The sequence below is a fragment of the Actinoplanes sp. CA-030573 genome, from assembly GCF_050951115.1.
Taxonomy (GTDB): Bacteria; Actinomycetota; Actinomycetes; order Mycobacteriales; family Micromonosporaceae; genus Actinoplanes.
In genome coordinates, this window is the sequence record NZ_CP192038.1 from 3,820,882 (window position 1) to 3,846,083 (window position 25,202).

The window sequence follows — 25,202 nt, forward strand, 5'->3', positions numbered from 1 at the left end:
TCGACCCGGTGGCTCGGGTCACCGCCGCCTTCGACCGGATCGCGGCCGTCGACCGCCCCGAGATCTGGATCTCGCTGCGCGACCGGGCCGAGGCCCTCGCCGAGGCTTCCACCGTCGACCCGTCCCGGCCACTGGCCGGTCTGGTGTTCGCGGTCAAGGACAACATCGACGTGTCCGGCCTGCCGACGACGGCCGGCGCCCCCTCGTACGCCTACCGGCCGGCCGCCGACGCGACCGCGGTGGCCCGGCTGCGCGCGGCCGGTGCGGTGGTGATCGGCAAGACCAACCTCGACCAGTTCGCCACCGGCCTGGTCGGCACCCGCAGCCCGTACGGCGCGGTGCGTAACGCCTGGGACCCGGCACGGGTGTCCGGCGGTTCGTCGTCGGGATCGGCGGTGGCGGTCGCGCTCGGCCTCGTCGACTTCGCACTGGGCACCGACACGGCCGGATCGGGGCGGGTGCCGGCGGCCCTGAACGGGATCGTCGGGGTGAAGCCGACCCGCGGCCTGGTCCCGGTCACGGGGGTGGTGCCGGCCTGCTACTCGCTGGACTGCGTGACCGTGTTCGCCCGCGAGCTGTCCCTCGGGCGTACGGTCGCTGAGCTCATGGAAGGCACCGATCCGGCCGATCCCCTCGGCCGGGAGGGCGGGCCGGCGATCGCGGCCCCGTACCGGCCCCGGCTCGCCGTCCCGGCCGCCGGACACCTTCACGGACTCGCCACCGGCTGGCGGGAGGCGTTCGCGGCGGCCGTACGCCGGTTCGCCGCGTCCGGGGCCGAGATCGTCGAAGTCGACATCGCGCCCTTGTTGGAGGCGGCCTCCTTGCTGTACGGCGGGGCGTTCGTGGCCGAGCGGTACGCCGCGGTCGGGGCCCACCTGGAGAAGCACGCCGACCTCATCGGCTCCGACCTCGACCCGACGGTCGCCGCCATCGTCCTCGCCGGCAAGGACAAGACCGCCGCCGACTGGGCCGCCGACATGGCCCGGCTCGCCGAGCTCGGCGCCGCCGGCCGGGCCGCCCTGAACGGCTGTGACGCGCTGCTGACCCCCACCACCACGTGGCACCCCACGCTGGCCGAGGTGGCCGCCGACCCGGTCGGCGCCAACGCCCGGATGGGCCGCTTCACCAACTTCGCCAACCTGCTCGACTACGCCTCGCTGGCGGTGCCGGCCGGGTTCGTCGACGGGTTGCCGTTCGGCGTCATGGTGACCGGGGCGGCGTTCACCGACCGCGCGCTGGCCGAACTGGCCCGCCGATTCGCCAATCCGCACCTCGACCTGTTCGTGGTCGGCGCCCACCTCACCGGCCAACCGCTGAACGTCCAGCTGACCGCGGCCGGCGCCACCCTGGTGGCGGCGACCACGACCGCGCCGAGCTACGCGCTGCACGTGCTCGACACCGATCCGCCGAAGCCCGGCCTGGTCCGGGTCCGCGCGGGCGGGCGCAGCATCGAGGGGGAGCTGTGGCGGCTTCCGGCGGACGGGTTCGGAGCCTTCGTCGGCGCGATCCCGGCCCCGATGGCCATCGGGCGGGTGACGCTGGCCGACGGCACGTCGGTGAGCGGCTTCCTGGTCGAGCCGGTGGCGGTGGAGAACGCGCCCGACATCAGCCACCTCGGCGGGTGGCGGACCTACCTCAACGAGCCCGCCGGCCTCGGTGCGTTCCCCGGAGGGGGCGTGAAAGGCTGAGGGCATGACGCGGCAGGCCCGACCGGGACGGCCTCGGCACGCTCCCGGATCGGGCGCGGCCGACGCCACTCCCCGCGAACAGATCCTCGACGCCGCGGCCGCGCTGTTCGCCGAGCGTGGCTTCGCCGCGACCACCACCCGCCTGATCGCCGAGCGGGTCGGCATCCGGCAGGCGTCGCTCTACTACCACTTCGCCAACAAGGACGAACTGCTCATCGAGCTGCTGACCACCTCGGTCCGGCCCAGCCTGGACGCGGTGCGGCGCATCGAGGCCCTCGTCCCGGCCCGCGCCGGCGCCGCCACGGCCCTCTACCTACTGGCGCTGATCGACGTGGAGACCCTCACCCGCACGCCGCACAACATCGGCACGCTCTACCTTCTCCCGGAGATACAGCACGAGCGATACGACGCCTTCCGTGCCGAACGCCGGGAACTGCAGGAGGCGTACGGTCGCCTGGGCGCCCGCGCAGCCGCCCCGGAAGTGCTGGCCGGCGCCGACGAGCAACGACTGGGTGAGCTGCTCCTGCAGGTCACCGAGGTGGTGATCCCGATCCGGCGCGCCCGCGAGCCGGGCCGCACCGACGCGGAGGCGATCGCCGCGTCCTGCCTGCGGTTGTGCGGCTGCCCGGAGTCCACGGTCGAGCAGGCCCGCGCCGAGGCCGCCGAACTGCTCGCCCACGCCGGAATGGATTGATTCGTCACGAGGCGCCCTCGGCGCGACGCCGGAGCTCGGCCTTGCGCACCTTCCCCGATCCGGTCCGCGGCAGTGACGCCACCACGTCCACGTAGACCGGGATCTTGTACTTCGCCAGCCGAGGCGCCAGGAAGGCGCGGATCGACGCACCGTCCACGGCGGCGCCCGGTGCCGGGACGATGAACGCCCGGCCGACCTCACCCCAGGCCGGGTCGGGGACGCCGACGACCGCGACCTCGGCCACCCCCGGGTGCTCGAAGATCACCGACTCGACCTCGGCCGGGTAGACGTTCTCGCCGCCGGAGATGTACATGTCCTTGAGGCGGTCGACGACGTAGAGGTGGCCCTCCTCGTCGACCCGGGCCAGGTCGCCGGAGCGGAACCAGCCGTCGGCCGTGAAGGCCGCCGCGGTGGCGCCGGCGTCGTTCCAGTAGCCGGGCGTCACGTTCGGCCCGCGGATCAGCACCTCGCCCGGCTCACCCGGCGGCGCGTCGCTCAGATCGGGCCGCACGCAGCGCACGCCGGCGAAGAAGACCGGCAGCCCGGCCGAGCCGACGTGGGCGCGGCTCTCCCGTGCTTCCAGGAAGGTGGCGCCGGGGGCGGTCTCGGTCATCCCGTACCCCTGGCAGAAGGTGAGGCCGCGAGCCTGATAGGCGAGGATCAGCGACTCGGGCACGGCGGCGCCGCCGGACATCACGCTGCGCAGCGACGACAGGTCGGCGTCCGGCCACCGCGGCGACTGCGCCAGGCCCGCGAACATCGCCGCCACGCCGAACATCCAGGTGATCCGGTGCCGGGCGATCAGCGTGAGCGCCTCGTCGACGTCCCAGGACGGCATGAGCACGCTGCACCCGCCCTTCAGGAACGTCGGCAGCAGGCACTGGTTGAGCGCGGCCACGTGGAACAGCGGCGCCCCGATCAGCGGCCGCTCGTCGCTCGCCACGTCCACCCCGGCCAGCAGGTTGAAGCAGTTCCAGAAGACGTTCGCGTGGGTGAGCACGGCGCCCTTCGGACGGCCGGTGGTGCCGGAGGTGTAGAGGATCAGGGCGGGGTCGTCCATCCCGACGGCCACGTCGATCGGCGGCGAGGAGACGCTGCCGAGCCATTTCTCGTACGCGTCCCCGACCTCGACGATCGTGCCGGGGCGCACGGAGAAGGCGCTGCCGGGGGCGTGCACGAGCGCCACCGCACCGCTGTGCTCGAGCATGTAGTCGATCTCGGGCGCGGCCAGCCGGAAGTTCAGCGGCACGAAGATCCCGCCGAGCAGGTGCGTGGCGAACATCGTCTCGACGAACGCCGGATGGTTCGGACCGAGGTAGGCGACCCGGTCACCGGGACCCACGCCGGCGGATCGCAGCCGGGCGGCGAGCCGGGTGATCCGGTCGTCCAACCGGGCGTACGTGACGGCACGGTCGGAGAAGATCAGGGCGGTCCGGTCGGGGGACATCGCCGCGCGCCGGGCCGGCCACGAGCCGAGGCCGGCGTTGTGCCGCGGGATCACGACCGGTCCTGTCCGGTAAGGCCGAGCAGCCGGGCGGCGTTCTCCTTGAGGATCTTGGGCCGGACGGCCGGCTTGATGTCGAGCGCGGCGAAATCGGCGAGCCAGCGGTCGGGCGTGAGGACCGGGTAGTCGGAGCCGAACAGCACCTTGTCCTGCAGCAGCGAGTTGGCGTAGCGCACCAGCTGCGGCGGGAAGTACTTGGGCGACCAGCCGGACAGGTCGATGTGGACCAGGGGTTTGTGGGTGGCCACCGCCAGCGCCTCGTCCTGCCAGGGGAAGGACGGGTGGGCCAGGATGATGCGCAGGTCGGGGAAGTCGGTGGCGACGTCGTCGACCAGCATCGGGTGGGAGTACCGGAGCCGGATGCCGCCGCCGCCGCGGACCCCGGCCCCGATGCCGGTCTGTCCGGTGTGGAACAGCGCGGGCACGCCCAGCTCCTCGATCGCCTCGTACAGCGGGTACGCCATCCGGTCGTCCGGCGCGAACCCTTGCAGGCTCGGATGGAACTTGAAGCCGCGTACGCCGTGGGCGGTGACCAGCCGGCGCGCCTCGCGCACCCCCGCCCGCCCCTTGTGCGGATCGATGCTGGCGAACGGGATGAGCACGTCCGGGTGGGCCGCGCAGCCCTCGGCCACCTCTTCGTTGGCGATCCGCGGATGCCCGGTGGCGTGCTCGGCGTCGACGGTGAAGACGACCGCCGCCATCCGGCGGTCCCGGTAGTACCGCGCGGTCTCGTCGATGGTCGGCTGCCGGTGGTCCTGCGCCCCGAAGTAGGCCGCGGACGCGCCCATCAGCTCCGGGTCGAGCGAGAGCCGCCCGTCCCGGCCGACCTCGGCGTGCGTGTGCACGTCGATCGCGGTCAAACCCCCGACGTCCACCTACGCCTCCGGACCCGAGGGCGCCGGGATCCCGTACGTCTCCGGCTCGGCGCCGAATCCGTCGTGCCACGCCTCGGCGATCGCGTCGGCGCTCCACCCGCCGTCGGCGAACGCCACCGACTTCTCGGACGGATGCGCCCAGAGCGCGAGCCGGTCCCCGCCGACGCCGATCGCCTGTCCGATGATGTCGCGCGCGGCGTCGGAGGCGAGGAAGACGATCAGGCCGGCGGCGTCGTCGGCGGTGCCGAGCCCTTCGTCGTGGCGCAGCCAGCGGGGCAGCGGCGCGCCGGTGCGCTCGGCCTCGGCGATGGCGGGCGCGAAGGCCGGGATCGTCCTGGTCATCTCGGTGGCGGCGACCGGCACCACCGCGTTCACCGTGATGCCGCTGCGGGCCAGCTCGAGCGCCCAGGTGCGGGCCATGGCCGCGATGCCGGCCTTGGCGGCGGCGTAGTTGGTCTGGCCGAAGTTGCCGCGCTGGCCCGCCGGTGAGGAGATCAGGATGAGCCGGCCGCCGTCGCCCTGCGCCCGCATGCGGACGGCGGCCGCGCGGGCGCAGGTGAACGTGCCGCGCAGGTGCACCCGGACGACGGTGTCGAAGTCGTCGTCGGTCATCTTCCACAGCACCCGGTCGCGCAGCACGCCGGCGTTGGTGACCAGCACGTCGAGCCGCCCGAACCGGTCGGTGGCGGCGTCGGCGAGCGCCTCGGCCGTGGCGCTGTCGCCGACGGGGGCGGCCACCCCCGTGGCCCGGCCGCCCGCCTCCGCGATCTGCGCCACCGCGGCGTCCACCGCGCCGGGGTCCAGGTCGTTCACGACCACCGCGGCGCCCGCCGCGGCGAGCGCCCGGGCGTACGCGAGGCCGAGCCCGCGGCCGCTGCCGGTCACGATCGCCACTTTGCCGTCGAGTCTCATGACCGGCCTTTCCGTGCGAGGGCCACCGCGGGCACGATCCCGCGGGGCAGGTAGCGGACCACGACGACGAGCAGGATCGCGTAGACCGCGTAGGACAGGACGACCGGCGCGTAGCTGGGCATGCCGCGACCGGTGCCGAGCTCGTTGAGCGCCTGCACCAGCAGAGTGATGACGGTGGCGCCGACCACCGGCCCGGCGATCGTGCCGAGGCCGCCGACCACCGCCATCACCACGAACTCGATGGACAGCAGCAGCGGGAACGAGCCGGGCGCGAGGTAACCGAGGTAGAACGCGTAGATGCCGCCGGCCAGGCCGGCGAAGGCGGCCGAGAGCGCGAACACGACCACGCGGTAGCCGCCCACCGGTACGCCGCCGGCCGCGGCCGCGATCTCGCTGCCGGCCGCCGCGCGAAGGCCCCGCCCGGCCCGCGAGTCGACGACGTTGCGGCTGATCAGCAGCACCACGGCGAGCACGGCCCAGGCGAGGTAGGCGTAGCCGAGGTCGTCGCGCAGCGGGGTGCCGGCGACCGACAGCGGCGGGATGCCCTGCAGGCCGATCGCGCCGCCGGCCCAGCTGCCCTGCCCGAGCAGCGACAGCAGGATCAGCTGCACGGCCAGGGTGGCGAACGCCAGGTGGTGCCCGCGCAGCCGCAGCAGCGGCGCGCCCAGCACGGCGGCGACGAGCGCGGCCACGATCGGCGCGGCGGCCAGGCCGAGCAGGGTGGGCACGCCGTGCACGGCGGACAGCCCGGCGGCGTACGCCCCGATCGCGTAGAACGCTCCCTGGCCCAGCGAGACCTGCCCGGCGTAACCCATCAGCAGCGACACCCCGGCGGTGACCGTGGCCGCCAGCATGAGCAGGATGAACACCGACAGTTGCCGCTCCGGCAGCAGCGGCGGCAGCGCCAGCGTGACCGCGGCGACGGCGAGAATCGGCCAGGCTCTCATCGCGCCGTCTCCGGCACCGACCCGGCGCGGACGGCCTGCGTCACCATCACCGCGAGCATCAGGAGCAGGGCGATCTCGAGCTGATAGGCGCCGCCGCCGTAGCCCGCGATCAGGGTCTGCGCGACGCCGAGCAGCAGCCCGCCGGCCAGGGCGACCGCCGGGCGGGTCAGCCCGCCGAGCACCGCGGCGGCGAAGCCGTTGACGATCAGCGTCACGTCGCTGTCGAAGGTGACCTGCTGCACCGGGGTGAGCAGCACGCCGGCGAGGCCTCCGAGGGCGCCGCCGAGCGCGAACGCGAGCAGGCCCATCCGGCGCACGTCGATGCCGACCACCCGGGCCGCGTACGGGTTCTGCGCGCACGCGGTCAGCGCCTTGCCGAGGTCGGTGCGGCGGAAGAACGCGGTCAGCGCGGCGAAGACCGGCAGGGTGACCGCGACGACGAGCAGGTAGTGCGCCTGGATCCGCGCGCCGCCCACGGTGGCCGCGCCGGACAGGCCGGCGAACGAGCGCGGCTGGTCACCCCAGACGGTGACCTCCACCGCGTACGCGAGAACGCCGAGCCCGAGCGTGATGATCAGCGCGGCGCCCGGGTCGGTGCCCGGCCGGCCGATCGCCACCACGCCGGTCAGCAGGCCGGCGCCGGCCGCGGCGAGCACCGCGGTCACCTCGGCGAGCCCGTGCGGCAGCCCGGTCGCCAGCAGGGTCGAGGTGAGCATCGCGGCGATCACGGCGAACGCGCCTTGGGCCAGGTTGACCACCCGGGTCACCCGGTAGATGACCACCATGCCGCTGCCGACCAGCGCGAACCCGGCACCGATGCCGAGGCCGGTGAGCAGGTAGCCGAGGAGGTCGCTCATCGTGGCTCCTCGGCGGTGACGTGCCCGCCCAGGTAGGCGGCCACCACCCGGGGATCCCGGGCGAGCCGGTCGGCGTCGCCGTGCAGCGCGACCCGGCCGGCCTCGAGCACGTAGCCGCGCTGGCAGAGTCCGAGGGCGAGGCGGGCGTTCTGCTCGATCAGCAGCACCGCCAGCCCGCGCTCGTCGTGCAGCCGCCGCAGGTGGCCGACCAGCACGTCGACGACCTTCGGGGCGAGGCCGAGGCTGAGCTCGTCGACGACCAGCACGTCGGGCCGGGCCATCAGCGCGCGGCCGATCGCCACCATCTGCTGCTGGCCGCCGGAGAGCGTGCCGGCCGGGCGGCGGCGGACGGCGGCCAGTTCCGGCATGAGCTCGTAGACCGGCTCGGTGCGTCGTCCCGCGCGGCCGTTGCGCCAGCCGCCGAGGCGCAGATTGTCGTCGACGCTGAGGCCGGCGAAGACTTCCCGGCCTTCCGGCACCTGGGCCAGCCGTCCGCGAACGGCGACCTGCCCGGCGTCGGGCCGGACGAGCCCGGACAGCGCGCGTACGAGGCTGGTCTTGCCCGCGCCGTTGGCGCCGATCAGCGCGACCAGCTCATGCTCGCCGACGGTCAGGTCGACCCCGTCCAGCGCGGTCGCCCCGGCGTAGCGCACGACCAGCCCGCGCGCCTCGACCACGGCGTTCACGCGGGGCTCCCGGCGCCCAGGTACGCGTCGACCACGACCGGATCGGCGCGCACCTCGGCGGGCGTGCCCTCGGCGATGACCCGGCCGAGGTCGAGCACGGTGACCCGGTCGGCCAGCCGCATCACGAACGCCACGTCGTGCTCGACCAGCAGCATCGTCGTCCCGGCCCGGCGCAGCTCGGCCAGCAGTCCCGCCAGCCGCTCGCGCTCGGCCGCGCGCAGCCCCGAGGCCGGCTCGTCGAGCAGCAGCAGCCGGGGTTGCCCGCACAGCGCCCGCGCCAGTTGCAGGGCCCGCTGCTGGCCCAGCGGCAGCGCCTCGGCCGGGCGGCCGGCCCAGTCGGCCAGCCCGGTGCGGGCCAGGCACTCGAGGGCGCGGTCGCGGATGAGCCGTTCCTCGCGACGGTGGGCGGGCAGCCGCAGGGCCGCGGCCAGGAAGCCGGCCCCGGTCGTGCCGTGCGCGCCCACCATCACGTTCTCCAGCGCGGTCATCCCGGGGAAGACCCGGGCCGCCTGGAACACCACGCCGACGCCGAGCCGGGCACGGCGGTCGGCCGGCAGCCGGTCGATCCGGCGGCCGTCCAGCGACACCGTGCCGGCGTCGGCCCGCAGCTGCCCGCCGATGAGCGCGAACAGGGTCGACTTGCCGGCCCCGTTCGGCCCGATCACGCCCCGCAGCTCGCCCGGCGCGAGAGCCAGGTCGACGTCCCGGACGGCGTAGACGCCGCCGAACGCGCGGCTCGCCGCCGCGACGGCGAGGGCGGCGCCTGGGACCATCAGCGGCCACCCAAGGTGGCGAGCTTCGCCTTGGAGTAGTCGGTGGGCACGAACGCCCCGGACCGTACGGTGTTGATCGAGATGTAGTCGGTGGTGAGTCCGCTGTGGTCGGTGGCCGAGTAGCGGTACGTGCCGTTCGGCGTGGTGAGGGTGAGACCTTCGAGGGCGTCGCGGACCTTGGCCCGGTCGGTTCCGCCGGCCTTGCCGATGGCGGCGGCGAGCAGCTTGACCCCGCTGTAGCCGTCCTGGGCGAACTGCGGCGGCGGATAGCCGTACTTGGTGCGGAAGGCGGTGGAGAGCTCCTCGATCGCGGTCTTCTGCGCGCCGGCCGGCAGGGCGTCGCCGACCACGCCGATGGAGCTGGACACCGTGGCGCCCTCGGCCGCCGCGCCGGCCGGCTGCAGGAACAGCTTGCTGGCCTGGGCGCCGGTGAGGATCAGCGGGATCTTCAGGCCGCTCGCCGCGTACTGCTTGGTGAGCGCGACGGCGGGCGCGCCGGTGGCCCACACCATCAACGCCTGCGCGTCCGAGGACCGGACGTGGGTGAAGACCGCCCCGAACTCGGTGGCGGTGGTCTGGAACTGCTCGACCGGGTCGAGGGTCACGCCGTACTGCCCGGCCTTGGCCTGCAGGCCCTTGAAGCCGGCCACCGCGTAACTGCTCTTGGTGTCGTAGGCGACGGCGAGCCGGGTGACCTTGCTGGCCTGGAGGTACTGCAGGGTGGCCTCGGCGTAGGTGCCGGACAGGGCGGGGACCACGAAGACGTACGGGTGGAGCGGCTTGACCTGCTCGTCGGCGGGCGTGAGGGAGACGTACGGGATCTGCTCGCGATCGACCAGCGGAATGGTCGCCAGGGCCGAGTTGGAGAACGGCGAGCCGATGATCGCGTCGGAGCCGCCCTTGAGGTCGTTGAAGGCGAGCACCGCCTGGTCGGGAAGGCTCTTGTCGTCGCTTACGGTCAGCTCGATCCGCCGGCCGCCGATGCCGCCGGCGCCGTTGATCTGCTCGACCGCGAGCGCGACCGATTTCTGGTTCTCGCTGCCCAGCGGGGAGTAGTTGCCGGTCAGCGAGACGATCTGGCCGATGCGGATGGGGTCGTCCCCACCGGAGTCGTCGCCGCCGCAGCCGGCCGCGGCGGCGACGAGCAGGACGGCGAGGGTGAAGGGCATGGATCTGCGCACGGGTACCTCCCCGGTGAGGGGTTCTGCCGTTACAGGCGCCAGGCACGAAGTTAGGCGCATCACACACAGCCGTCAATATTCTGCCTAACATTCAGCTCATGCCGACGACGGAACCCGCCGAGTCCGGGCCCCGCCCGCAGACCCTGCTGCTGATGCTGTTCGGTGACTACCTGCTCGACCGCGGGCTGTGCGTGTTCTCCGGCAGCGTCATCGACGTCTGCGACCGGCTGGGCATCTCGTCGCACGCCGCCCGGTCCACGTTGACCCGGATGGCCGCCCGCGGGCTGCTGCGCCGCCAGCGCGAGGGCCGCCGGATGTACTTCGGTCTCACCGACCGGTCCACGACGCTGCTGCGCGACGGCCGCGACCGGATCTGGCGGGCCGGCGCGGTCAACGACTCCTGGGACGGCACCTGGACGCTGCTGAGCTTCTCGCTGCCCGAGTCATGGCAGCGCCAGCGGCACGACCTGCGCTCGCAGCTGGCCTGGGCGGGCTTCGGGCCGCTGCAGGGCGGGTTGTGGATCGCGCCCGGCGAGGTGGCCGCCGGCCACATCGTCAGCAGCCTCGGGCTGGACGCCCACGCCCGGATCTTCCACGCCCGGGCCGGCGCGCGCACCGACATCGGCGTCATGGTCGGCGACGCGTACGACCTGCCTGCGCTCGCCGCGGCCTACACCGGCTTCCTGGCCCGCTGGGACGGCGCGCCGCCGCTGGCCGATCCGCTCGCCGCCCGTCTCACGCTGATCGCGGAGTGGCTGCACGCGATCCGGCGCGATCCCCGCCTGCCGGTCGAGCATCTGCCGCCGGACTGGCCCGCGGCGCGGGCCCAGAAGGTGTTCCGCGACCTCGAGACCGGCTACGAGCGACCGGCCCGGGCGGTCGCCGAGCGACTGCTGGATCTGCGCCCGGCGACCGCGTGACCGGCGCCGTCAGGCGGAGCCGCAGGCGTTGCCGTTGAGCGTGAAGTCGGCCGGCTTGCCGGTGTTGCCGGTGTGGGTGGCCTGGAAGCCGATGCTGACCGACGCGTTGGGGGCGATCGTGCCGTTGTAGCTCGCGTTGCGCGCGGTCACCCGGCCCGAGGCCGGCGAATAGATGGCGTTCCAGCCCGAGGTGATGGTCTGCCCGCCGGGCAGCGTGAAGGCCAGCGACCAGCCGTTGACCGGCGCGGTGCCGGTGTTGGTGATGGTCAGGCTCTCGGTCAGCCCGGTGTTCCACGCGTTCACCGCCGCGGTGACCCGGCACGAGCCCGAGGGGGGCGGGCTGGTGGGAGGCGGGCTGGTGGGAGGCGGGCTGGTCGGGGGCGGGGTCGTGCCGTCAAGACCGAAGAAGGCAATCGCGTACGCGGCCATACCCGTGCCCGGCAGGCTGTGCCCGGCCCCCTGGATGCTGTACGCCTCGACCTGCGAGCCGTACCGGCGCCGGTTCCAGCCCGGTTGCGGGGTGTCCGAGGACGTCGGCGTCTGGCTCAGCCCGAAGACGTCGGTCCACTGCTCGATCTCCTCCTGCAACAGCGAGTACGGCACGAGGGTGTCGCTGGTGCCGTGCCACAGCTGCACGCGGGGGCGGGGGCCGGAGTAGCCCGGATAGGCCTGCCGGACCAGCTCGCCCCACTGCTGCGGGGTGCGGTCCATGGCGCCGCCGGTGCACTTGCTGGTGCCGGGCGGGTAGTCGGCGGCGTTGGCGAAGCAACCGAACGGCACGCCCATGAACGCGGCGCCGGCCTTGAACACGTCGGGATAGAGGGCCAGCATCTCGTTGGTCATCATGCCGCCGGACGAGCTGCCGGTCGCGTACACCCGGTTCGCATCGCCGGCGTACTGCCGCTCGGCGTACGTGATCATGGAGACGATGGACACCGGATCGCTGCCGCCGCCGCGCCGTTTGGCGGCGTCCGACCAGGTGTCGAAGCAGTTGCCGAAGCCGGCCTGCTGGGTCGCGCTGGGATAGATGACGAGGAACCCGTACCGGTCCGCCAGCGCGGCGAACTCGCTGCCGGAGTAGAAACCCGGGCCGGAGCCGCCGCAGCCGTGCATGGCCACCACGATGGCCGGCCGGGTGGGCCGGGAATCCGGGACGTAGATGTGCATCCGCATGCCGCCGGGGTTGTCGCCGAAGTTGGTGACCTCGGTCAGCGCGGCGGCGAACGCGGGCCGGGCCGCGGGCACGGCCAGCCCGGCCGCCGCGACCACGGTGGCCGTGGCCAGCAGCAGCTTTCTTCTGATCTTCATCGCCTTGGCTCCTTGCGGGGATTGAGGACCCGGCCGGTAACCCATCATGTGACAGATAGCTTTACCCCGGGGAAGCGAACTGTCAATCAATGACCATCGATGTGACACAGCGTCTAGAGTCGGAGCGATGCCGGCACCCACCCCGTACGACATCGGCGAGATCTTCCCCGAGGAGCTCGCCGGACCGATCCGGCTGCCCCGGCGGCAGAGCGGCAACTCGCCGCAGGACCTGGCCGTCACCCTGCTGGCCGACTACACGCTGCTGACCCGGGCCCGGCTGCCGTCCGGGGCGATCGTGGCGCTCCTGGCCGAGGCCGGGGTCAGCCCGGCCGGCGCCCGCACCACGATCAGCCGGCTGGCGCGCCGCGGGGTGATCGAGAGCCACCGCGAGGGCCGGCACAGTTCGTACCGGCTGACCGCCGCGGCCGCCACCTTCCTGGCCGTCGGCGGCAGCGCGATCGTCTCGCCCGGGCTGGTGCCACCGTGGGACGGGCAGTGGACGCTGATCGCCTTCTCGCTCCCGCAGGAGGAGGGCACCCTGCGGCGGGCGCTACGCGGCCAGTTGCGGTGGATGGGTTACGCGCCGCTGTACGACGGCTTGTGGATCTCCCCGCACGAGCTGAGCGAGAAGACCAAGGCCCGGCTCGCCGAGCTCACCCTCGGCACCCTGACCGTCTTCCGCGCCCGGCACGTCGAGCTGGACGCGGCGATCCGCCGCAATCCGATCGACGCGTGGGACACGGCCGGGATCGCCCGGCAGTACGAGGCGTTCATCGCGCGCTGGGCCGAGACGCTGCCGCGCACGCTCACCGGGTCCGAGGCGGTCCGGGCCCGCACCGAGGTGATGAACACCTACCGGCGGCTGCCGGTTCTCGACCCGAACCTGCCGGCCCGGCTGCTGCCGCCGGGGTGGCTGCGGGAACCCGCCCGGGACCTGTTCACGGCCGTCTACGACGGCCTGGCCGAGGCGGCGCAGGAGCACGTGCGCGCGGTGGCGAGCCGGCACGCCGTCGCCCCGATCGCCGGCATCCGCGCGCACACCGTGGCCGATCTGGCGGCGATCACGACCGCGCGACCGGTGAGCTAGGTGGTGGGGCGGTGACATCGGCGCCGGAGCCGATGCCCTCGGTGTCCGGGGTGAGCGCTGCGAGGATGTCCTCGTCGTCGTCGTGGGCGCGTCGGACGGCGGCGCTCAGCAGCCGCAGCTGGCGGTCCAGCGGTTCCTGCCGGTCCGGCGGTGCCACGCTCTTGAGGTCGGCCAGGGCCGCGCAGATCTTCCGGGTCACCTGCGGCTCCGACGCCCCGGCCAGGCGGATCTCGTCGAAGGCCAGCCGGACGTAGCCGTCCCAGCTGACGGTCCGCTCGATCAGGCGCACCACGCCGTCCTCGTCGCGGTGTTCACCGCAGGGCAGGGGGCGAGCGGCGATGAGGCGCAGCAGGTCATGCAGCCGGTGCAGTGCCTGGACCGTCGTCGTGGGGTCGTTGAACGGCTGTGCGATCGACCGCACGGCGATGTCGACGAGCTTGCGGAAGCCGTACGCGAGGTCCTCGGTGTGCACGCGCTCAGCGCCGAGAAGGATGTGCCGGGTGACGTCACCGGCCCGGAGCCGATGGGCCGGGCTCCCGTCCCCGTTCACCGGAGTCCGGGCGCCCGGATGCACCCGGAGCAGCGGCGCGCCGCCGACGACGAAGTCGCCGACCACGGGGACCAGCTCCAGCACGCAGTCCGCCTGCCGGGCCGCGGCGACGAGCGCCGGGCGGTCGACCCGAATCACGTTGCCGGGCGCCGCGGCGACGATCCCGTCGGGGCCGCCGGTGGCGACGGGCAGGTCCCCGTGCTCGCGGACGATGAGCTCGCGGCTCCGGTCGCCGACGAGGTCGATGAGCCCGGCGACCCGCAAGCCCTGGCCGGCGTGGTGCACGAACAGGACGAGCACCACGATGCTGGCGAGCATCAGGACGTACGACAGGAGCATCGACAGTCCCGGCACCGAGCCGGTGTCGGAGCCGCGGATCTCGCGGAGGGTCAGCACCGTGACCAGGAAGCTGCCGCCGAACAACCCGATCGCCAGCTGGCTCCACCGGTCGGTGAGCAGCGCCCCCACGATGCGGGGCGAGAACTGGCCCATCGCCAGCTGGACCGCGACCAGGGTGACCGTCAGGACCAGGGTGGTCAGCGACACCAGAGCCGTGGCGAAGGAGGACAGGATCGTCTGCGCGTCCGACGGCGTCCCGGTCAGGCTCTGCGAGACGAGCCGGTAGTCCGTCGCCCGGTCGACGGCGAGCGTTCCGATGGCGAGGAGGGCGCCCACGGCCAGACAGCCGAGCGGCAGGAGCCACAGGCTGGTCCGGACGAAGCGCTGGAACCGCAGGGCGCTCATGTGGCGGAGGTACGGCCGGCCGCGGCCCGGCCACGGAGGGCGCGCCCGGCGGCAGCGGCCAAGCCGACGCTCACCAGGGCGACGGCCGACGGTTTCGGCGACCATCGCAGTGCGGCCAGGGACCAGCCGACGGGCGCCTCGCGTTGCCGGTCGGACTCACGGCGGGGTGCCGACGGCGCCGGCGACGTCTCCGCGAAGGCATCGATCATTCCCGGGAGGAAGGCGGCCATGTCCTGGGGCCCTCTGCTCGTGGTGAGGTTCCCGTCCCGGACGAGCTCCTGATCGAGCCAGGTGGCACCCGCGTTGACCAGGTCATCGCGGATCCCGGGCCAGGAGGTGAGGGTCCGTCCGTTTACGAGTCCCGCCGATGCGAGCACCCACGGTCCATGACAGAGGGTGGCGATGGGCTTGCCAGACGCGGCGAATGCGCGAACGAACTCCCGCGCCGGGGCGGACTGCCGGAGAAGGTCGGGATTGATGAATCCGCCGGGCAACAGCAGGCCGTCATAGCCGGCGGGATCGGCTTCGTCGACGGTCTTGTCCACGCGGACCCGACTGGCGGGCATATGCAGGTTGACCCCACGGATCCGCCCGTGCCGCAGGGACACCACATCCACCTTGGCGCCGGCCGCCTTCAGGGCTCGCATCGGAACGACCAGCTCGACCTTCTCGAAGCCGTCAGCCGCCAGGGCGGCGATCGTGCGGCCCTTGAGCCGGCGTGTGGTGGGCATGTCGTCCTCCTGTCACCCGATGGCGCTGGCGCCACAGAGTTGGTCCGTCCTGGCAGGCCGCTCAGGGTGGAACGGGGTACCCGTGCCCGACAGGCTCATGCGCGAGGCCGCCGAAGATTGGCAGATCTGCCAATGCCCGCCGATCTGGGCTCCTACAGGATGTAGGTTTGCGGCGTGCCGGACGGGGCACCGGGTGTCTGAGCCGCGAGCTACCGCCGACGCCGATGGAGAGAACCGTATGTCGATGACGTCAGCGCTGGGCCCGTCGTTCCTCGACCCGGAATGGCTGATCTCGACATTCGGTGTGATCGGGATCCTCGCCATCGTCTTCGCCGAGTCGGGCCTGCTGATCGGCTTCTTCCTGCCCGGCGACTCGCTGCTGTTCACCACCGGGCTGCTCATCGCCGGTGGCACTTACCTCCATCTGCCGCTGTGGCTGATGTGCCTGCTGGTCTCGGCCGCCGCAGTGCTCGGCGACCAGTTCGGCTATCTGTTCGGCCGCCGGTTCGGGCCGTCGTTGTTCCGCCGGCCCGATTCCCGCGTGTTCAAGCAGGAGAACCTGACCCGGGCCCGGAACTTCTTCGCCAAGTACGGCGCCCGGTCGATCGTGCTCGCCCGCTTCGTGCCGATCGTGCGGACCTTCACGCCGATCGTGGCCGGTGCGAGCCACATGCACTACCGGACCTTCCTCATCTACAACGTCATCGGCGGCGCCGCGTGGGGCAGCGGGGTGACGATCCTCGGCTATTTCCTCGGCCAGGTCGCGTTCGTCAAATCCAACATCGAGCTCATCCTGGTCGCGATCGTGGTGCTGTCGGTGATCCCGATCGGCGTCGAGCTGCTGCGCGGCCGGCGACGTGCCCGAACGGGTGGATCGCAGCCGGACTGACCGCGCGAACACCTCGGCGACTCAGCGGGGGAGCGGCCGGGTGTGCTGGGCGCGGACGGCGTCCAGCTCGTCCGGGTCGAGGGGGGAGCAGGCGCAGGATGGTCGGCGCGATCTGGGTGGTCTCGACCGGCGCGTCGACGGTGTGATGCGCGATGCCGGCCCCGGCGACCACGATCGGCACGTGCCGGTCGGCCGGCGTGTTGCCGCCGTGCTCGGCGATCTTCGATTTCTTCGCGGTGTAGACGACGCCGGGCTGGGCGATGCCGATCAGGTCGGGCACTCGTTCGTCGCCCGGCCGCACGCCGATGAAGCCGGCCGCCGCCGCTCCGGAGTAGACGTGGGCGAGGCCGGACGCGGTGTACGGCTTGGCCGCGCCGGTGATGTCGTTGCCGGTGCCGTCGTGACCCGGCAGGAAGCGCTGGGCGAAGGCGGCCGCGGCGGGCGAGCGGTCGGCCAGCCACATCAGCATCGCGCCGTCGTTGATGCGGGTCAGCTGGGCCGGATCGGTGGGGGACTGGCCGTGCTTGGCCGACAGGATGATCGTGGTCCGATCGGCGAGGTGTTGCCGGGCCAGTTCGGCGGAGAGGCGGCCGAGCTGGGCGTCGACGAAGTCAAGGGCGGCGGCGGCCAGGACCGGCCCGGGCGTGCGGCCGTCGGCCCGGTACCCGCCGGCCTGTCCGTCGGAGATCGGCAGCTTCTGCGCGGTCGAGACGGTCTGGAAGTTCATCCCGAACACCGCGGTCCGCGGGTCGCCGCCGGTGACCTGGGCGAGCATGCCGGGGAACGAGTCGGACGGGAACGGGGTGACCGCGTTGCGGTAGCCGGTCCCGGAGGAGACGAGCCGCGCCAGGCTCGAGCGTGGGTGGGTACGCACGTACCAGTCGAGGTCTTGCTGGTGCAGGCCGTCGATGGACAGCAGCAGGACGTGTGACGTGCTCGAGGGATGCGCCCGGGCGGGGGCGGCGGTGGCCGGGGTGGCGGCCAGCAGGCCGAGCACGGCGACGGCGCCGATGGCGGGACGGAACATCTCGGATCCTTTCCTGTGATCCGTGAACCGGGTTCCGCCTGTGTCTAGAAGTTCCGGGTTAACGGCCGGGCCGCCCCGGGCGTTCGGCAGGTGACGCCGGCATCGACGAACGTCTCGCGTCTTCAGCGTTTCTTCAGGCCCGTCGTGCCGCCGTCCGGGGGCCGCCAGGAACACGCACGCGACGCAATAAACCAGGGTGAACCAGCCGTGGGCGGCGGGCGGCATCGGCATCGAGCGGCCGGCGAACAGGGAAACCGCGGCGCCCGCCGTCCACCAGGGAAACCGGGCCTCGCTGCCGACGGCGTCCCACAGCACGGCGCCGACGACGGCGCCTGCGGCGTAGTACTTGTTGGTGCCCGGGTCGAGCGCGATCCGGGCCGCGACCGCGAGCAGCGGGATGGCCGCCCAGCGGCCACGGCGGACGGCCAGGACGCCGAGGGCGATGCCGAGCAGCATCTGGGCCGGGCGATCCCATGGCGGGGTGCGTGGATCGGTGACCCCGAGCGCGCGCAGCGCGGAGAGCGGCGTGTTGACGATGGTGAAGTGCAGCGCTCGCACGGTCCGTGGATCGGCGAGAAAGAACGGCAGCCACGCGACGGCGATCGTGCCGGCCGCGGCCAGAGCTCCGCGCAGCGTCGCACGCCGGTCGGGCAGCAGCACCAGCAGCGCCGCGAAGCCCAGGGCCCAGGGCTTGGCGTCGACGGCGAGCCCGAGCAGCAGCCCGGCTGCCCACGCCCGGTGGGCGCGGGCGGCGGCCAGCGCGGCCACCCCGCCGCCGAGGGCGAGCACGTCGTCCACGTGCGTCGAGGCGACCGCCAGGTACATCCAGGCCGGGACGAAGAACACCACCGCCCACGGCGAGATCCGGCCGCCGAGACGACCGGCCTGCCACAGCAGGTACGCGCCGGCCGCCACCCCGAGTGCCTGCGCCGCGAGCAGGGCGGGTCCGCCACCGAGGATGCGCAGGAACACCGTGACGAGGAAGGCGAGCGGGCCGATCTGCAACGCCGGCGCCGCCGCGTAGAGGTGTAGGCCGCCGGCCGGGTCGTCGAGGTCGGCCAGCGCCCGGGCGCCCTGCGTGAAGAAGTGCCATGCGAGGCCGCCGTGCCAGGCCATCACCGCCAACCAGGCGACGGCCCAGCCGGCCGGCGCCCACCGAGTAACACGAGCCTTCACCGTCATCGGCGGCACCATAAGCCGCCGCGGATGAGAAAACGCCGAGAACGATTCTCAGAGATCTCGTAGCCGGGACGCGTCGACCCGGCCGGCCCAGCGGGTGGCCAGCGCCGTCGCCAGTGCCGCGCTCGCGGCCACGGTGACGACGACGGTGACGACCAGGGCCCACGGCACCGCCGGGTGCTGCGGTGGCGGGTCGAAGATGCCGTTGAGAACTTTGACCAGCTCGGCCGCGATCACCGCCGCGGCGACGAGGCCGCCGAGCGCGCCGGCAACGGTCAGCGCCCGCGCCTCGGCCCAGAGGAACCCGGCGCGCTGACGGGCCGAGGCGCCCAGGATGGCGAGCGCGGTGGTCGATCGCCGCCGCTGGACGGCGCCCACCACCAGCACGAGACCGGCACTGGCGGCGGCCAGCAGAAGGCCGAACGCCAGCGTCAGGCGGGACAGTCCGGAGAGGCTGCCGGCGGCCAGCCCGGATGCCGAGGGCACGGCGACCCGGGGCGCGGTGATGTCGTTGACCAGAGCCGAGGCGGGTGCATGGATGGCCGCGGCCACGGCGGCCGGCCGGTCGGTGCGAACCAGCAGGGTCTGCACCGATGACAGCCCGGTTGCCGAGGCCACGTACGACCGGTTGGCCACGACGAAACTGTCGCGGGGCGCGGTGGCGAACTCGGTGATCACGCCGACCACGTGGAATCGCACGGTCCGGTAGGCGCCGCCGGCATCCTTGAGCCGCAGCTGCACCATGTCGCCGGTGCGCAGCTGGTAGTCGTGCAGCGTCTCCTGGGAGAGCAGGGCGCCGTCGGGCGTGGCGGCGAGCCGGCCGAGCACCGCCTTGATCGAGTTGCCCGGCGTGAACGCGTCCTGCAGGGGAGCGGCGCGGCCGACGGTCGCGGCGTCGATGCCGTACAGATCCTGCAGATCGGGTCCGACATAGACGAGCCGGTGGCTCACTCGTTCCACGGCCGCGGCCCCGGGAACCGTGGCGATCGCCGGGTCGAGGCTCGCCGTGCTGTCCGGCGGGAGCGTGACCGCGACGTCGGAGCCCACCGTCAGCGCGGTGTCGAGGCGTGCCTGCTGGTCGTAGGTGTGGGTGAAGATGGCCGCCGAGACGGTCACGGCGACGGCGACAGCCAGGCCGGTGACCCCGCGGGCGATCGGCATCCGGCGACGGCGGAGGACGTCCTGGCGCAGGTCGGGCATGCGGCCACGGTGGTCGGCGGCCGGCGCGCGAGCGGGCCGATTGAGCGCCAGCGCCGTCAGCCGCCAGACCAGCAGGGCCAGTCCCGGCCACGCCAATGCCGGGGCCAGCAGGGCGGCGTAGTTGACCGACGCGACCGGCACACCCTCCGGGACGACCACCACCTGGTAGCCGCCGCGCGCGGTCAGCCAGAACACGACCCCGGAGCCGGCGAGCAGCAGGATGTCGAGGCCGAGGCGCAACGGCATCGGCGTACGCGCCGGGGGAACCGGGTTCACGCCCTGCAGCAGCGTCGGGCCGCCGCGCAGCGAGCCGGCGAGCGGCGCGAGCTCGGTCGCGACCGCGAGCAGCACGCCGGCGAGTGTTCCGGCGAGCAGCCAGCCCGGCGACGGTCCGGCGCCCGGCGCGAGCTCGGCCGCCCCGGCCCCGATCGCGGCGCCGAGCAATCCGTCGAGCAGCGCGGTGCCGCCGATCAGGACCGCCGCGTGACGCGGCGTCACCCCACGCAGGCGCAGCAGGGCCAGGTCACGGCGTTGCCGGTCGTTGCGCAGCGACACGACCAGGGCGGTCACCACACCGGCGAGCAGCAGGGCGGGCACGCCGAGCAGAAGGACCAGCAATCGGGCATAGATCGCGTCCTCCCGGGCCGCCGACAGCGAGGTCTCCAGGTTGTCACCGATCAACGCACCGCCGGCCACCGCCGCGATGAGATGGTTGGCCCGGCGGGTGATCTCGTCGGCGGCCTTCGCGGGATCGGCCGGCAGCGTCGCCCGGTCCAGCCGGACGTGAAACTGGCGGACCACGGTGGCGCCGGCGGTCAGCGCGGCGAACCGGGCCGGGCTGACCACCAGGACATTGTCCGGCGGGGCGCTCGCACCCGATCCGGCGGGCGCCCCGACGACCTGGAAGAACGAATCGGCGTCGGGTAGTTCGGCCACGCCGGTCACCTGGACCGTCTGCCGCGCGCCCAGGACGGTCACCCGCGTGCCCGGAGCGGCGCCCAGGTTGGACGCGGTCTGCTGCTGCAGGACGATGCCGGTGGGCCGGCCGACGAGGGGACGGATCTGACCGGGGGCGAACGATCCATAGTCGTCCGGAACGGAGACGACGTACGCGGCGCCGGTGGTCCGCGTACCGGCGTCGGCGGCGACCGAGGTGAGGCCGGGTACGCGGGCGTAGTCGACGGCCCGGAAGCCGAGCAGCCCGGAGACGTCGCGCAGTGCCGTGGCGGTGATCGCGGGATCGCTGCCGGGGGTGACCTGGACCTGCCAGTCGACCGGCACGCGTTGAGCGGCGCGAGCGGTCAGCCGGGCGCCGGTCCGGGCGGTGAAGGATCCGAGCAGGATGAGGAACGCGACGGTCAGCGCCACGGCCACCGCGGCCGCGAGGGTCTCGGCCGGGCGTCGCCGCAGCGCCTGCAGCACGTATCGAGCGGTCATCGGACCGGCTCCTGGTCGACCCGCGGCGCGAGCGCGATCTCGGCCGGGAAGCGGGCGGCGACAGCCGGGTCATGGGTGGCGACGATCAAAGCCGTCCCGGTGCGGGCGGCGTACGCGATGAGGGCGTCGACGGTGTGCCTGCCGGTGGCCTGGTCGAGGGCCGCCGTGGGCTCGTCGGCCAGCAGCAGGCGCGGACGGGTCGCCAGCGCCCGGGCGAGCGCGACACGTTGCTGCATGCCACCGGAGAGCTCGGCGGGCAGCGCGTCGTCGATGTCGTCGAGTCCGAGCGAGGACAGGTGCATTTTCGCCTGCTTCTCGGCGTCGGCGGGTGGGACGCCCCGGATCCGGAGGCCGAGGGTGGCGTTCTGCAGCGCGGTCAGCTCGGGAACGAGGGACGGCGCCTGGGGCACGTAGGCCACCTCGGCGGGTTCCAGGCGGAGGTCGACCGATCCGCTGGAGGGCGTGATGAGTCCCGCGAGGACCAGCAGCATGGTGGTCTTGCCGGAGCCGGACCGGCCGGTCAGCGCGCACCGCTCGCCGGCGTCGAGCCGCAGCGAGACCGTGTCGAGTACGACCCGGCCGCCGAGCCGGACCGAGACATCGGTGGCGTCCACGATCATGTCAGCCTCCCGTCGACCAGGTGCAGGATCCGGTCGGCGTGGGTCGCGACGGCCGGTGAGTGCGTGACGATGACGGCCGCGCCGTCGCGGGGCCGCCACGCGTCGAGCAGGTCGAGGATGGTGGTCTCCTCGTCGCGGCTCACCTCGGCGGTGGGCTCGTCGGCGAGCAGCACGGTCGGCGAGCCGGCCAGGGCGACCGCGAGCCCGGCCCGTGCCGTCTCGCCGCCGGACAGGGTGCGCGGGAGGCTCCGTCGAACCGTGGTGAGGCCGAGACCGTCGATGAGGTCGGCCGGTGCGGGGCCGCCGGTGCGGCCCAGCGAGGCGGCGAGGACGACGTTCTCCTCCACGCTCAGGTGACCGAACAGGCCACTGGCCTGGGTGAGCACGCCGATGTGCGAGGCGCGCAGGCGGGCGGCGGCGGCCGGGCCGCGGTGACTGAGGCGATGACCGGCGACGTGGACGGCGCCCCCGTCCGGATCGTCGAGCCCGGCCAGCAGGCTCAGCAGCGTCGACTTGCCGGAGCCGGAGGGCCCGGTGACCGCTGTCGACTCGCCCGCCGCGCACGTCAAGGACACGTCCCGCAGAGCGGCGATCTCGGTGTCGCCGCGCCGGTAGAAGCGATGCAGCCCGCGGGCCTCGAGCGGCGTCACCGGATCCGCAGACTCGTGATCATGGTGTGGTACGCGTCGACGTTGTCGGCGCCGACCGGACCGAACAGCTCGACGATGACCTCACGGCCGTGTGACACCAGTTCGTAGCGCTCGACCTCGTCGCGGTACTGCCGGCCGGTAACGGCGTCGGGCGCCGAGTTGCGGCGATAGACGATACGGACGCCCCGGCCGCCCGGCTCGGTCACCTCCGTCACGCCCCGCAACTCGAAGGCGGCCTGGCTCCGGGCCAGCGCGGGAACGTCCTGTTGCTTCGCCGTCGCCGTGGTCGGCGCCGTCGTCGCGGTCCCGGCCGACGCGTGCACACCGTTGAGCTTGTCGGTGAACGTGACGGTGGTGCCGGTTGTCTTCTCGGCCCACCCCTCGGGGTGGGTGAACCGGTACCGGCCGGTGGCGTTCGCATACTCGACGAAAGCGATGTTGTCCGGGATGTCGCCCGGTGGATTGCTCTCGGCCGCAACCGGGGACTGCGCGGCGGAGCTCGGTGCGGTGCCGACCGGCGTGGCGGATGCCGCGGATGCCGTGGAGGTCGCGGAGGCGGCGGTCGCGTCCGCGCTGGGTGCGGGACCGCCGGCGCTGCACCCGGCCATCGCCGCGACCAGCGCCACCGCGGCCGGACAGAGGTGTGATCGTCTCATGATGGCGACGCTAGACAGCGGGCGGTCATCGCCCGGACAACGAAAGGTAAACGGCCACTTTGCCCTGAGCCGCCTACAGTCCATGGCATGAGGCGAACCCCGAACCGCAGCATGCGCGCCCGGGTACGCAACGCGATCGTGCTGGTCGTGGCGCTGGCGCTGCTGTTGTTCGGCGTGCCGCTCGCCGTGGTCCTGGATCGGCTGGTCACCAGCCAGGCGCTGACCGGATTGCAACGCGACGCGACCCGGGGCGTGGCCGCGGTGCCGGACAACATCCTCGAGGCGGGCACACCGGTCCGGGTGCCGGCCGGCACCAACCACTTCTTGATCGCGGTCTACGACGCACAGGGAACCCGCGTCGCCGGCGCCGGTCCGCTGCGGTCGGCGCTCGCCGGCCGGGCCGCCGACGGCCGTGAGCACGACGGTCACGACGGCTCGGATCTCGCCGTGGTGGTTCCCGTCCTGTCCGACACGACGGTCGCGGGCAGCGTGCGGGCAGCCGTCCCGTTCGCGCGGCTGCGGGCGCAGAGTCACCGGATCTGGGGGCTGCTCGCGGCGCTGGCGCTGCTCGTGATCGCGGTGGCGGTCCTGCTGGCCCGGCGATCGGCGATCCGGATCTCCCGGCCGTTCGAGAACCTGACGGCGGCGGCCCGCAGCCTCGGCGACGGCCGCTACGACGTACATCTGCCGCGTTGTGAAATCACCGAGGCCGACGAGGCGGGCGACGCCCTGCGTGACAGCGCGCGGCAGATCGCCGAGCTGCTGCGCCATGAACGGGAGTTCGTCCGGGATGCCTCCCACCAGCTGCGGACGCCGCTTGCCGGAGTCCTGCTCGCCCTCGAACGGCCGGCGCCCGACGTGCCGACCGCCATCGCCCGCGCCCGCGATCTCGAGACCACCATCGCGGACCTGCTCTCCCTACGCGGCCGTACGGGGCACGGCACCACGGATCCGGCCCGGATCGCGCGAGAGGCGGTCCGGCGCTGGGGCAGCCCGGCCCGGCCCGTGGCGCTCCGCACCGACAGCGAGGGAACGGTCGCGATCAGCGGCCCGGCTCTTCGGCAAAGCCTCGACGTGCTCATCGACAATGCGATGCGCCACGGCCGCGGGACCGTCACGGTGACCGTCGAACCCTATGGAGACGCCGTCCTGATCGAGGTCGCCGACGAAGGCGACGGATTCGGCGACGCCGCGGCCTTCGGCACGGGACTGCACCTTGCGGCCGGCATCATCGAGCGGGCCGGCGGGTCCTTGCTGATCCGGCGCCGTACGCCCCACCCGCGAGTGGCCCTGCTGGTGCCCACGGTGCTCACCCCGGACGATCGTCTTCAGTCGAGCTCGAACCGGTAGCCGTAGCCGCGCAGGGTCGCGATCCGGTCCCATCGGTCGCCGGCGTCGGCCAGCTTGCGGCGCACGCTGGCGACATGCACGTCCAGCGTCTTCGTCGAGCGCGCCCAATGCTCGTCCCACACCACGTCCATCAGGTGCTCCCGGCGCACCGCCTGGCCGGCGGCACCGACCAGGACGGCGAGCAGCTCGTGCTCCTTCGGCCGCAGCGCGATCTCCCGCTCGCCGACCCAGGCGCGCCGCGCCCGCTGGTCCAGCCGCACCGGACCCGCGCGCAACTCCGGCGGCCCGGCCTCGCCGCGCCGCCGCAGGTGAGCGCGCAAGCGCGCCAGCAGCTCCACCGGGCGGAACGGTTTCATCACGAAGTCGTCGGCGCCGCCGTCCAAAGCGCGCACAGCGTCGGTCTCGTCGGTCCGTGCGGTCACCACGACCACGACAACCTCGGAGTGCTGCTGCCGGATCTGCTCGCAGAGATCGAAGCCGTCGGCATCGGGAAGGCCCAGATCCAGCACGACCAGGTCGGGCTCACGGTCGGCGATCAGCCGGTGTGCGTCCGCGGCGGTACGCGCCCAGCGAACCTCGTGGCCATCCGCGGCGAGGATGCCGGCCAGGCCGGAGCCGACGCCCTGGTCATCCTCGACGACCAGCACCTTCGTGGGGATGTCCAGGTGGTTCACGAGCAGATCGCTCACTCCCGAACGGTAACCCGCCGTCCGCCCGTGCACCCACACCGCCGGTTC

Annotated in this window: 23 protein-coding genes; 6 read left to right on the forward strand and 17 right to left on the reverse strand. The window is 73.3% G+C overall.

What is annotated here, in order from left to right; translation table 11 throughout:
• Positions 1-8 precede the first annotated feature (8 nt).
• Positions 9-1,688, forward strand: coding sequence for an allophanate hydrolase (locus ACQP2F_RS17735; RefSeq protein WP_433305315.1), 1,680 nt, complete (start codon positions 9-11; stop codon positions 1,686-1,688).
• A gap of 4 nt (positions 1,689-1,692) precedes the next feature.
• Positions 1,693-2,382, forward strand: a complete 690-nt coding sequence (locus ACQP2F_RS17740) for a helix-turn-helix domain-containing protein (RefSeq protein WP_433305317.1) — start codon at positions 1,693-1,695, stop codon at positions 2,380-2,382.
• A gap of 4 nt (positions 2,383-2,386) precedes the next feature.
• Here ACQP2F_RS17740 and ACQP2F_RS17745 read toward each other — a convergent pair whose 3' ends face one another.
• The 8 genes from ACQP2F_RS17745 to ACQP2F_RS17780 are packed head-to-tail and all read right to left on the reverse strand — an operon-like array spanning position 2,387 to position 10,117.
• Complete coding sequence (locus tag ACQP2F_RS17745) at positions 2,387-3,883, reverse strand: acyl-CoA synthetase (protein ID WP_433305319.1); 1,497 nt, start codon at positions 3,881-3,883, stop codon at positions 2,387-2,389.
• Positions 3,880-4,761 (reverse strand): amidohydrolase family protein, encoded by an 882-nt coding sequence (locus tag ACQP2F_RS17750; RefSeq protein ID WP_433305321.1) that lies wholly within the window; start codon positions 4,759-4,761, stop codon positions 3,880-3,882. The genes ACQP2F_RS17745 and ACQP2F_RS17750 overlap by 4 nt, the downstream gene beginning before the upstream one ends.
• Entirely contained in the window at positions 4,762-5,673 is a 912-nt protein-coding gene (locus tag ACQP2F_RS17755) for an SDR family NAD(P)-dependent oxidoreductase (RefSeq protein WP_433305322.1), read from the reverse strand.
• Positions 5,670-6,620: a branched-chain amino acid ABC transporter permease gene (locus tag ACQP2F_RS17760; protein WP_433305324.1), complete on the reverse strand. Its 951-nt coding sequence runs from the start codon at positions 6,618-6,620 to the stop codon at positions 5,670-5,672. Before ACQP2F_RS17760 ends, ACQP2F_RS17755 begins: the two co-directional genes overlap by 4 nt.
• Positions 6,617-7,477, reverse strand: a complete 861-nt coding sequence (locus ACQP2F_RS17765) for a branched-chain amino acid ABC transporter permease (RefSeq protein ID WP_433305326.1) — start codon at positions 7,475-7,477, stop codon at positions 6,617-6,619. Before ACQP2F_RS17765 ends, ACQP2F_RS17760 begins: the two co-directional genes overlap by 4 nt.
• Entirely contained in the window at positions 7,474-8,163 is a 690-nt protein-coding gene (locus tag ACQP2F_RS17770) for an ABC transporter ATP-binding protein (RefSeq protein WP_433305327.1), read from the reverse strand. The genes ACQP2F_RS17765 and ACQP2F_RS17770 overlap by 4 nt, the downstream gene beginning before the upstream one ends.
• The gene (locus ACQP2F_RS17775; RefSeq protein ID WP_433305329.1) at positions 8,160-8,936 is read right to left on the reverse strand and encodes an ABC transporter ATP-binding protein; all 777 of its coding nucleotides are present in this window, start codon (positions 8,934-8,936) and stop codon (positions 8,160-8,162) included. Before ACQP2F_RS17775 ends, ACQP2F_RS17770 begins: the two co-directional genes overlap by 4 nt.
• Positions 8,936-10,117 carry an ABC transporter substrate-binding protein gene (locus ACQP2F_RS17780; RefSeq protein WP_433305331.1) on the reverse strand — a complete coding sequence of 394 codons (1,182 nt, stop codon included), beginning with the start codon at positions 10,115-10,117 and terminating at the stop codon, positions 8,936-8,938. Before ACQP2F_RS17780 ends, ACQP2F_RS17775 begins: the two co-directional genes overlap by 1 nt.
• A 98-nt stretch (positions 10,118-10,215) precedes the next feature.
• Between ACQP2F_RS17780 and ACQP2F_RS17785 the strand changes: the two genes are divergently transcribed.
• Positions 10,216-11,037, forward strand: a complete 822-nt coding sequence (locus ACQP2F_RS17785; protein WP_433305333.1) for a PaaX family transcriptional regulator — start codon at positions 10,216-10,218, stop codon at positions 11,035-11,037.
• A gap of 9 nt (positions 11,038-11,046) precedes the next feature.
• On the opposite strand, the gene ACQP2F_RS17790 is transcribed toward ACQP2F_RS17785, so the two are convergent.
• On the reverse strand, positions 11,047-12,345 hold the full coding sequence (locus ACQP2F_RS17790; RefSeq protein ID WP_433305335.1) for an extracellular catalytic domain type 1 short-chain-length polyhydroxyalkanoate depolymerase: 1,299 nt from the start codon (positions 12,343-12,345) through the stop codon (positions 11,047-11,049).
• A 127-nt stretch (positions 12,346-12,472) separates the two neighbouring features.
• Here ACQP2F_RS17790 and ACQP2F_RS17795 point away from each other — a divergent pair, with 127 nt between their 5' ends.
• On the forward strand, positions 12,473-13,432 hold the full coding sequence (locus tag ACQP2F_RS17795) for a PaaX family transcriptional regulator (RefSeq protein WP_433305336.1): 960 nt from the start codon (positions 12,473-12,475) through the stop codon (positions 13,430-13,432).
• On the opposite strand, the gene ACQP2F_RS17800 is transcribed toward ACQP2F_RS17795, so the two are convergent.
• Together ACQP2F_RS17800 and ACQP2F_RS17805 are read right to left on the reverse strand one after the other, a co-directional pair.
• On the reverse strand, positions 13,407-14,726 hold the full coding sequence (locus ACQP2F_RS17800) for a DUF2254 domain-containing protein (RefSeq protein WP_433305338.1): 1,320 nt from the start codon (positions 14,724-14,726) through the stop codon (positions 13,407-13,409). The two genes, ACQP2F_RS17795 and ACQP2F_RS17800, sit on opposite strands and share 26 nt — an antisense overlap.
• The gene (locus tag ACQP2F_RS17805; RefSeq protein WP_433305340.1) at positions 14,723-15,457 is read right to left on the reverse strand and encodes a type 1 glutamine amidotransferase domain-containing protein; all 735 of its coding nucleotides are present in this window, start codon (positions 15,455-15,457) and stop codon (positions 14,723-14,725) included. The genes ACQP2F_RS17800 and ACQP2F_RS17805 overlap by 4 nt, the downstream gene beginning before the upstream one ends.
• A gap of 244 nt (positions 15,458-15,701) precedes the next feature.
• On the opposite strand from ACQP2F_RS17805, the gene ACQP2F_RS17810 reads away from it, so the two are divergent.
• Entirely contained in the window at positions 15,702-16,346 is a 645-nt protein-coding gene (locus tag ACQP2F_RS17810; protein WP_433305342.1) for a DedA family protein, read from the forward strand.
• Here the strand turns inward: ACQP2F_RS17810 and ACQP2F_RS17815 are convergent.
• The 5 genes from ACQP2F_RS17815 to ACQP2F_RS17835 are packed head-to-tail and all read right to left on the reverse strand — an operon-like array spanning position 16,246 to position 23,115.
• The gene (locus ACQP2F_RS17815) at positions 16,246-18,555 is read right to left on the reverse strand and encodes an alkaline phosphatase family protein (protein WP_433305344.1); all 2,310 of its coding nucleotides are present in this window, start codon (positions 18,553-18,555) and stop codon (positions 16,246-16,248) included. The two genes, ACQP2F_RS17810 and ACQP2F_RS17815, sit on opposite strands and share 101 nt — an antisense overlap.
• Positions 18,556-18,603: 48 nt before the next feature.
• Complete coding sequence (locus ACQP2F_RS17820; RefSeq protein WP_433305346.1) at positions 18,604-21,189, reverse strand: FtsX-like permease family protein; 2,586 nt, start codon at positions 21,187-21,189, stop codon at positions 18,604-18,606.
• The gene (locus ACQP2F_RS17825) at positions 21,186-21,809 is read right to left on the reverse strand and encodes an ABC transporter ATP-binding protein (protein ID WP_433305348.1); all 624 of its coding nucleotides are present in this window, start codon (positions 21,807-21,809) and stop codon (positions 21,186-21,188) included. The genes ACQP2F_RS17820 and ACQP2F_RS17825 overlap by 4 nt, the downstream gene beginning before the upstream one ends.
• Entirely contained in the window at positions 21,806-22,459 is a 654-nt protein-coding gene (locus ACQP2F_RS17830) for an ABC transporter ATP-binding protein (RefSeq protein ID WP_433305350.1), read from the reverse strand. The genes ACQP2F_RS17825 and ACQP2F_RS17830 overlap by 4 nt, the downstream gene beginning before the upstream one ends.
• Positions 22,456-23,115: a hypothetical protein gene (locus ACQP2F_RS17835; RefSeq protein ID WP_433305352.1), complete on the reverse strand. Its 660-nt coding sequence runs from the start codon at positions 23,113-23,115 to the stop codon at positions 22,456-22,458. The genes ACQP2F_RS17830 and ACQP2F_RS17835 overlap by 4 nt, the downstream gene beginning before the upstream one ends.
• 87 nt (positions 23,116-23,202) lie before the next feature.
• On the opposite strand from ACQP2F_RS17835, the gene ACQP2F_RS17840 reads away from it, so the two are divergent.
• Positions 23,203-24,465, forward strand: coding sequence for a sensor histidine kinase (locus ACQP2F_RS17840; RefSeq protein ID WP_433305354.1), 1,263 nt, complete (start codon positions 23,203-23,205; stop codon positions 24,463-24,465).
• Here ACQP2F_RS17840 and ACQP2F_RS17845 read toward each other — a convergent pair.
• The gene (locus tag ACQP2F_RS17845) at positions 24,444-25,154 is read right to left on the reverse strand and encodes a response regulator transcription factor (RefSeq protein ID WP_433305356.1); all 711 of its coding nucleotides are present in this window, start codon (positions 25,152-25,154) and stop codon (positions 24,444-24,446) included. The genes ACQP2F_RS17840 and ACQP2F_RS17845 overlap by 22 nt on opposite strands.
• Positions 25,155-25,202 lie beyond the last annotated feature (48 nt).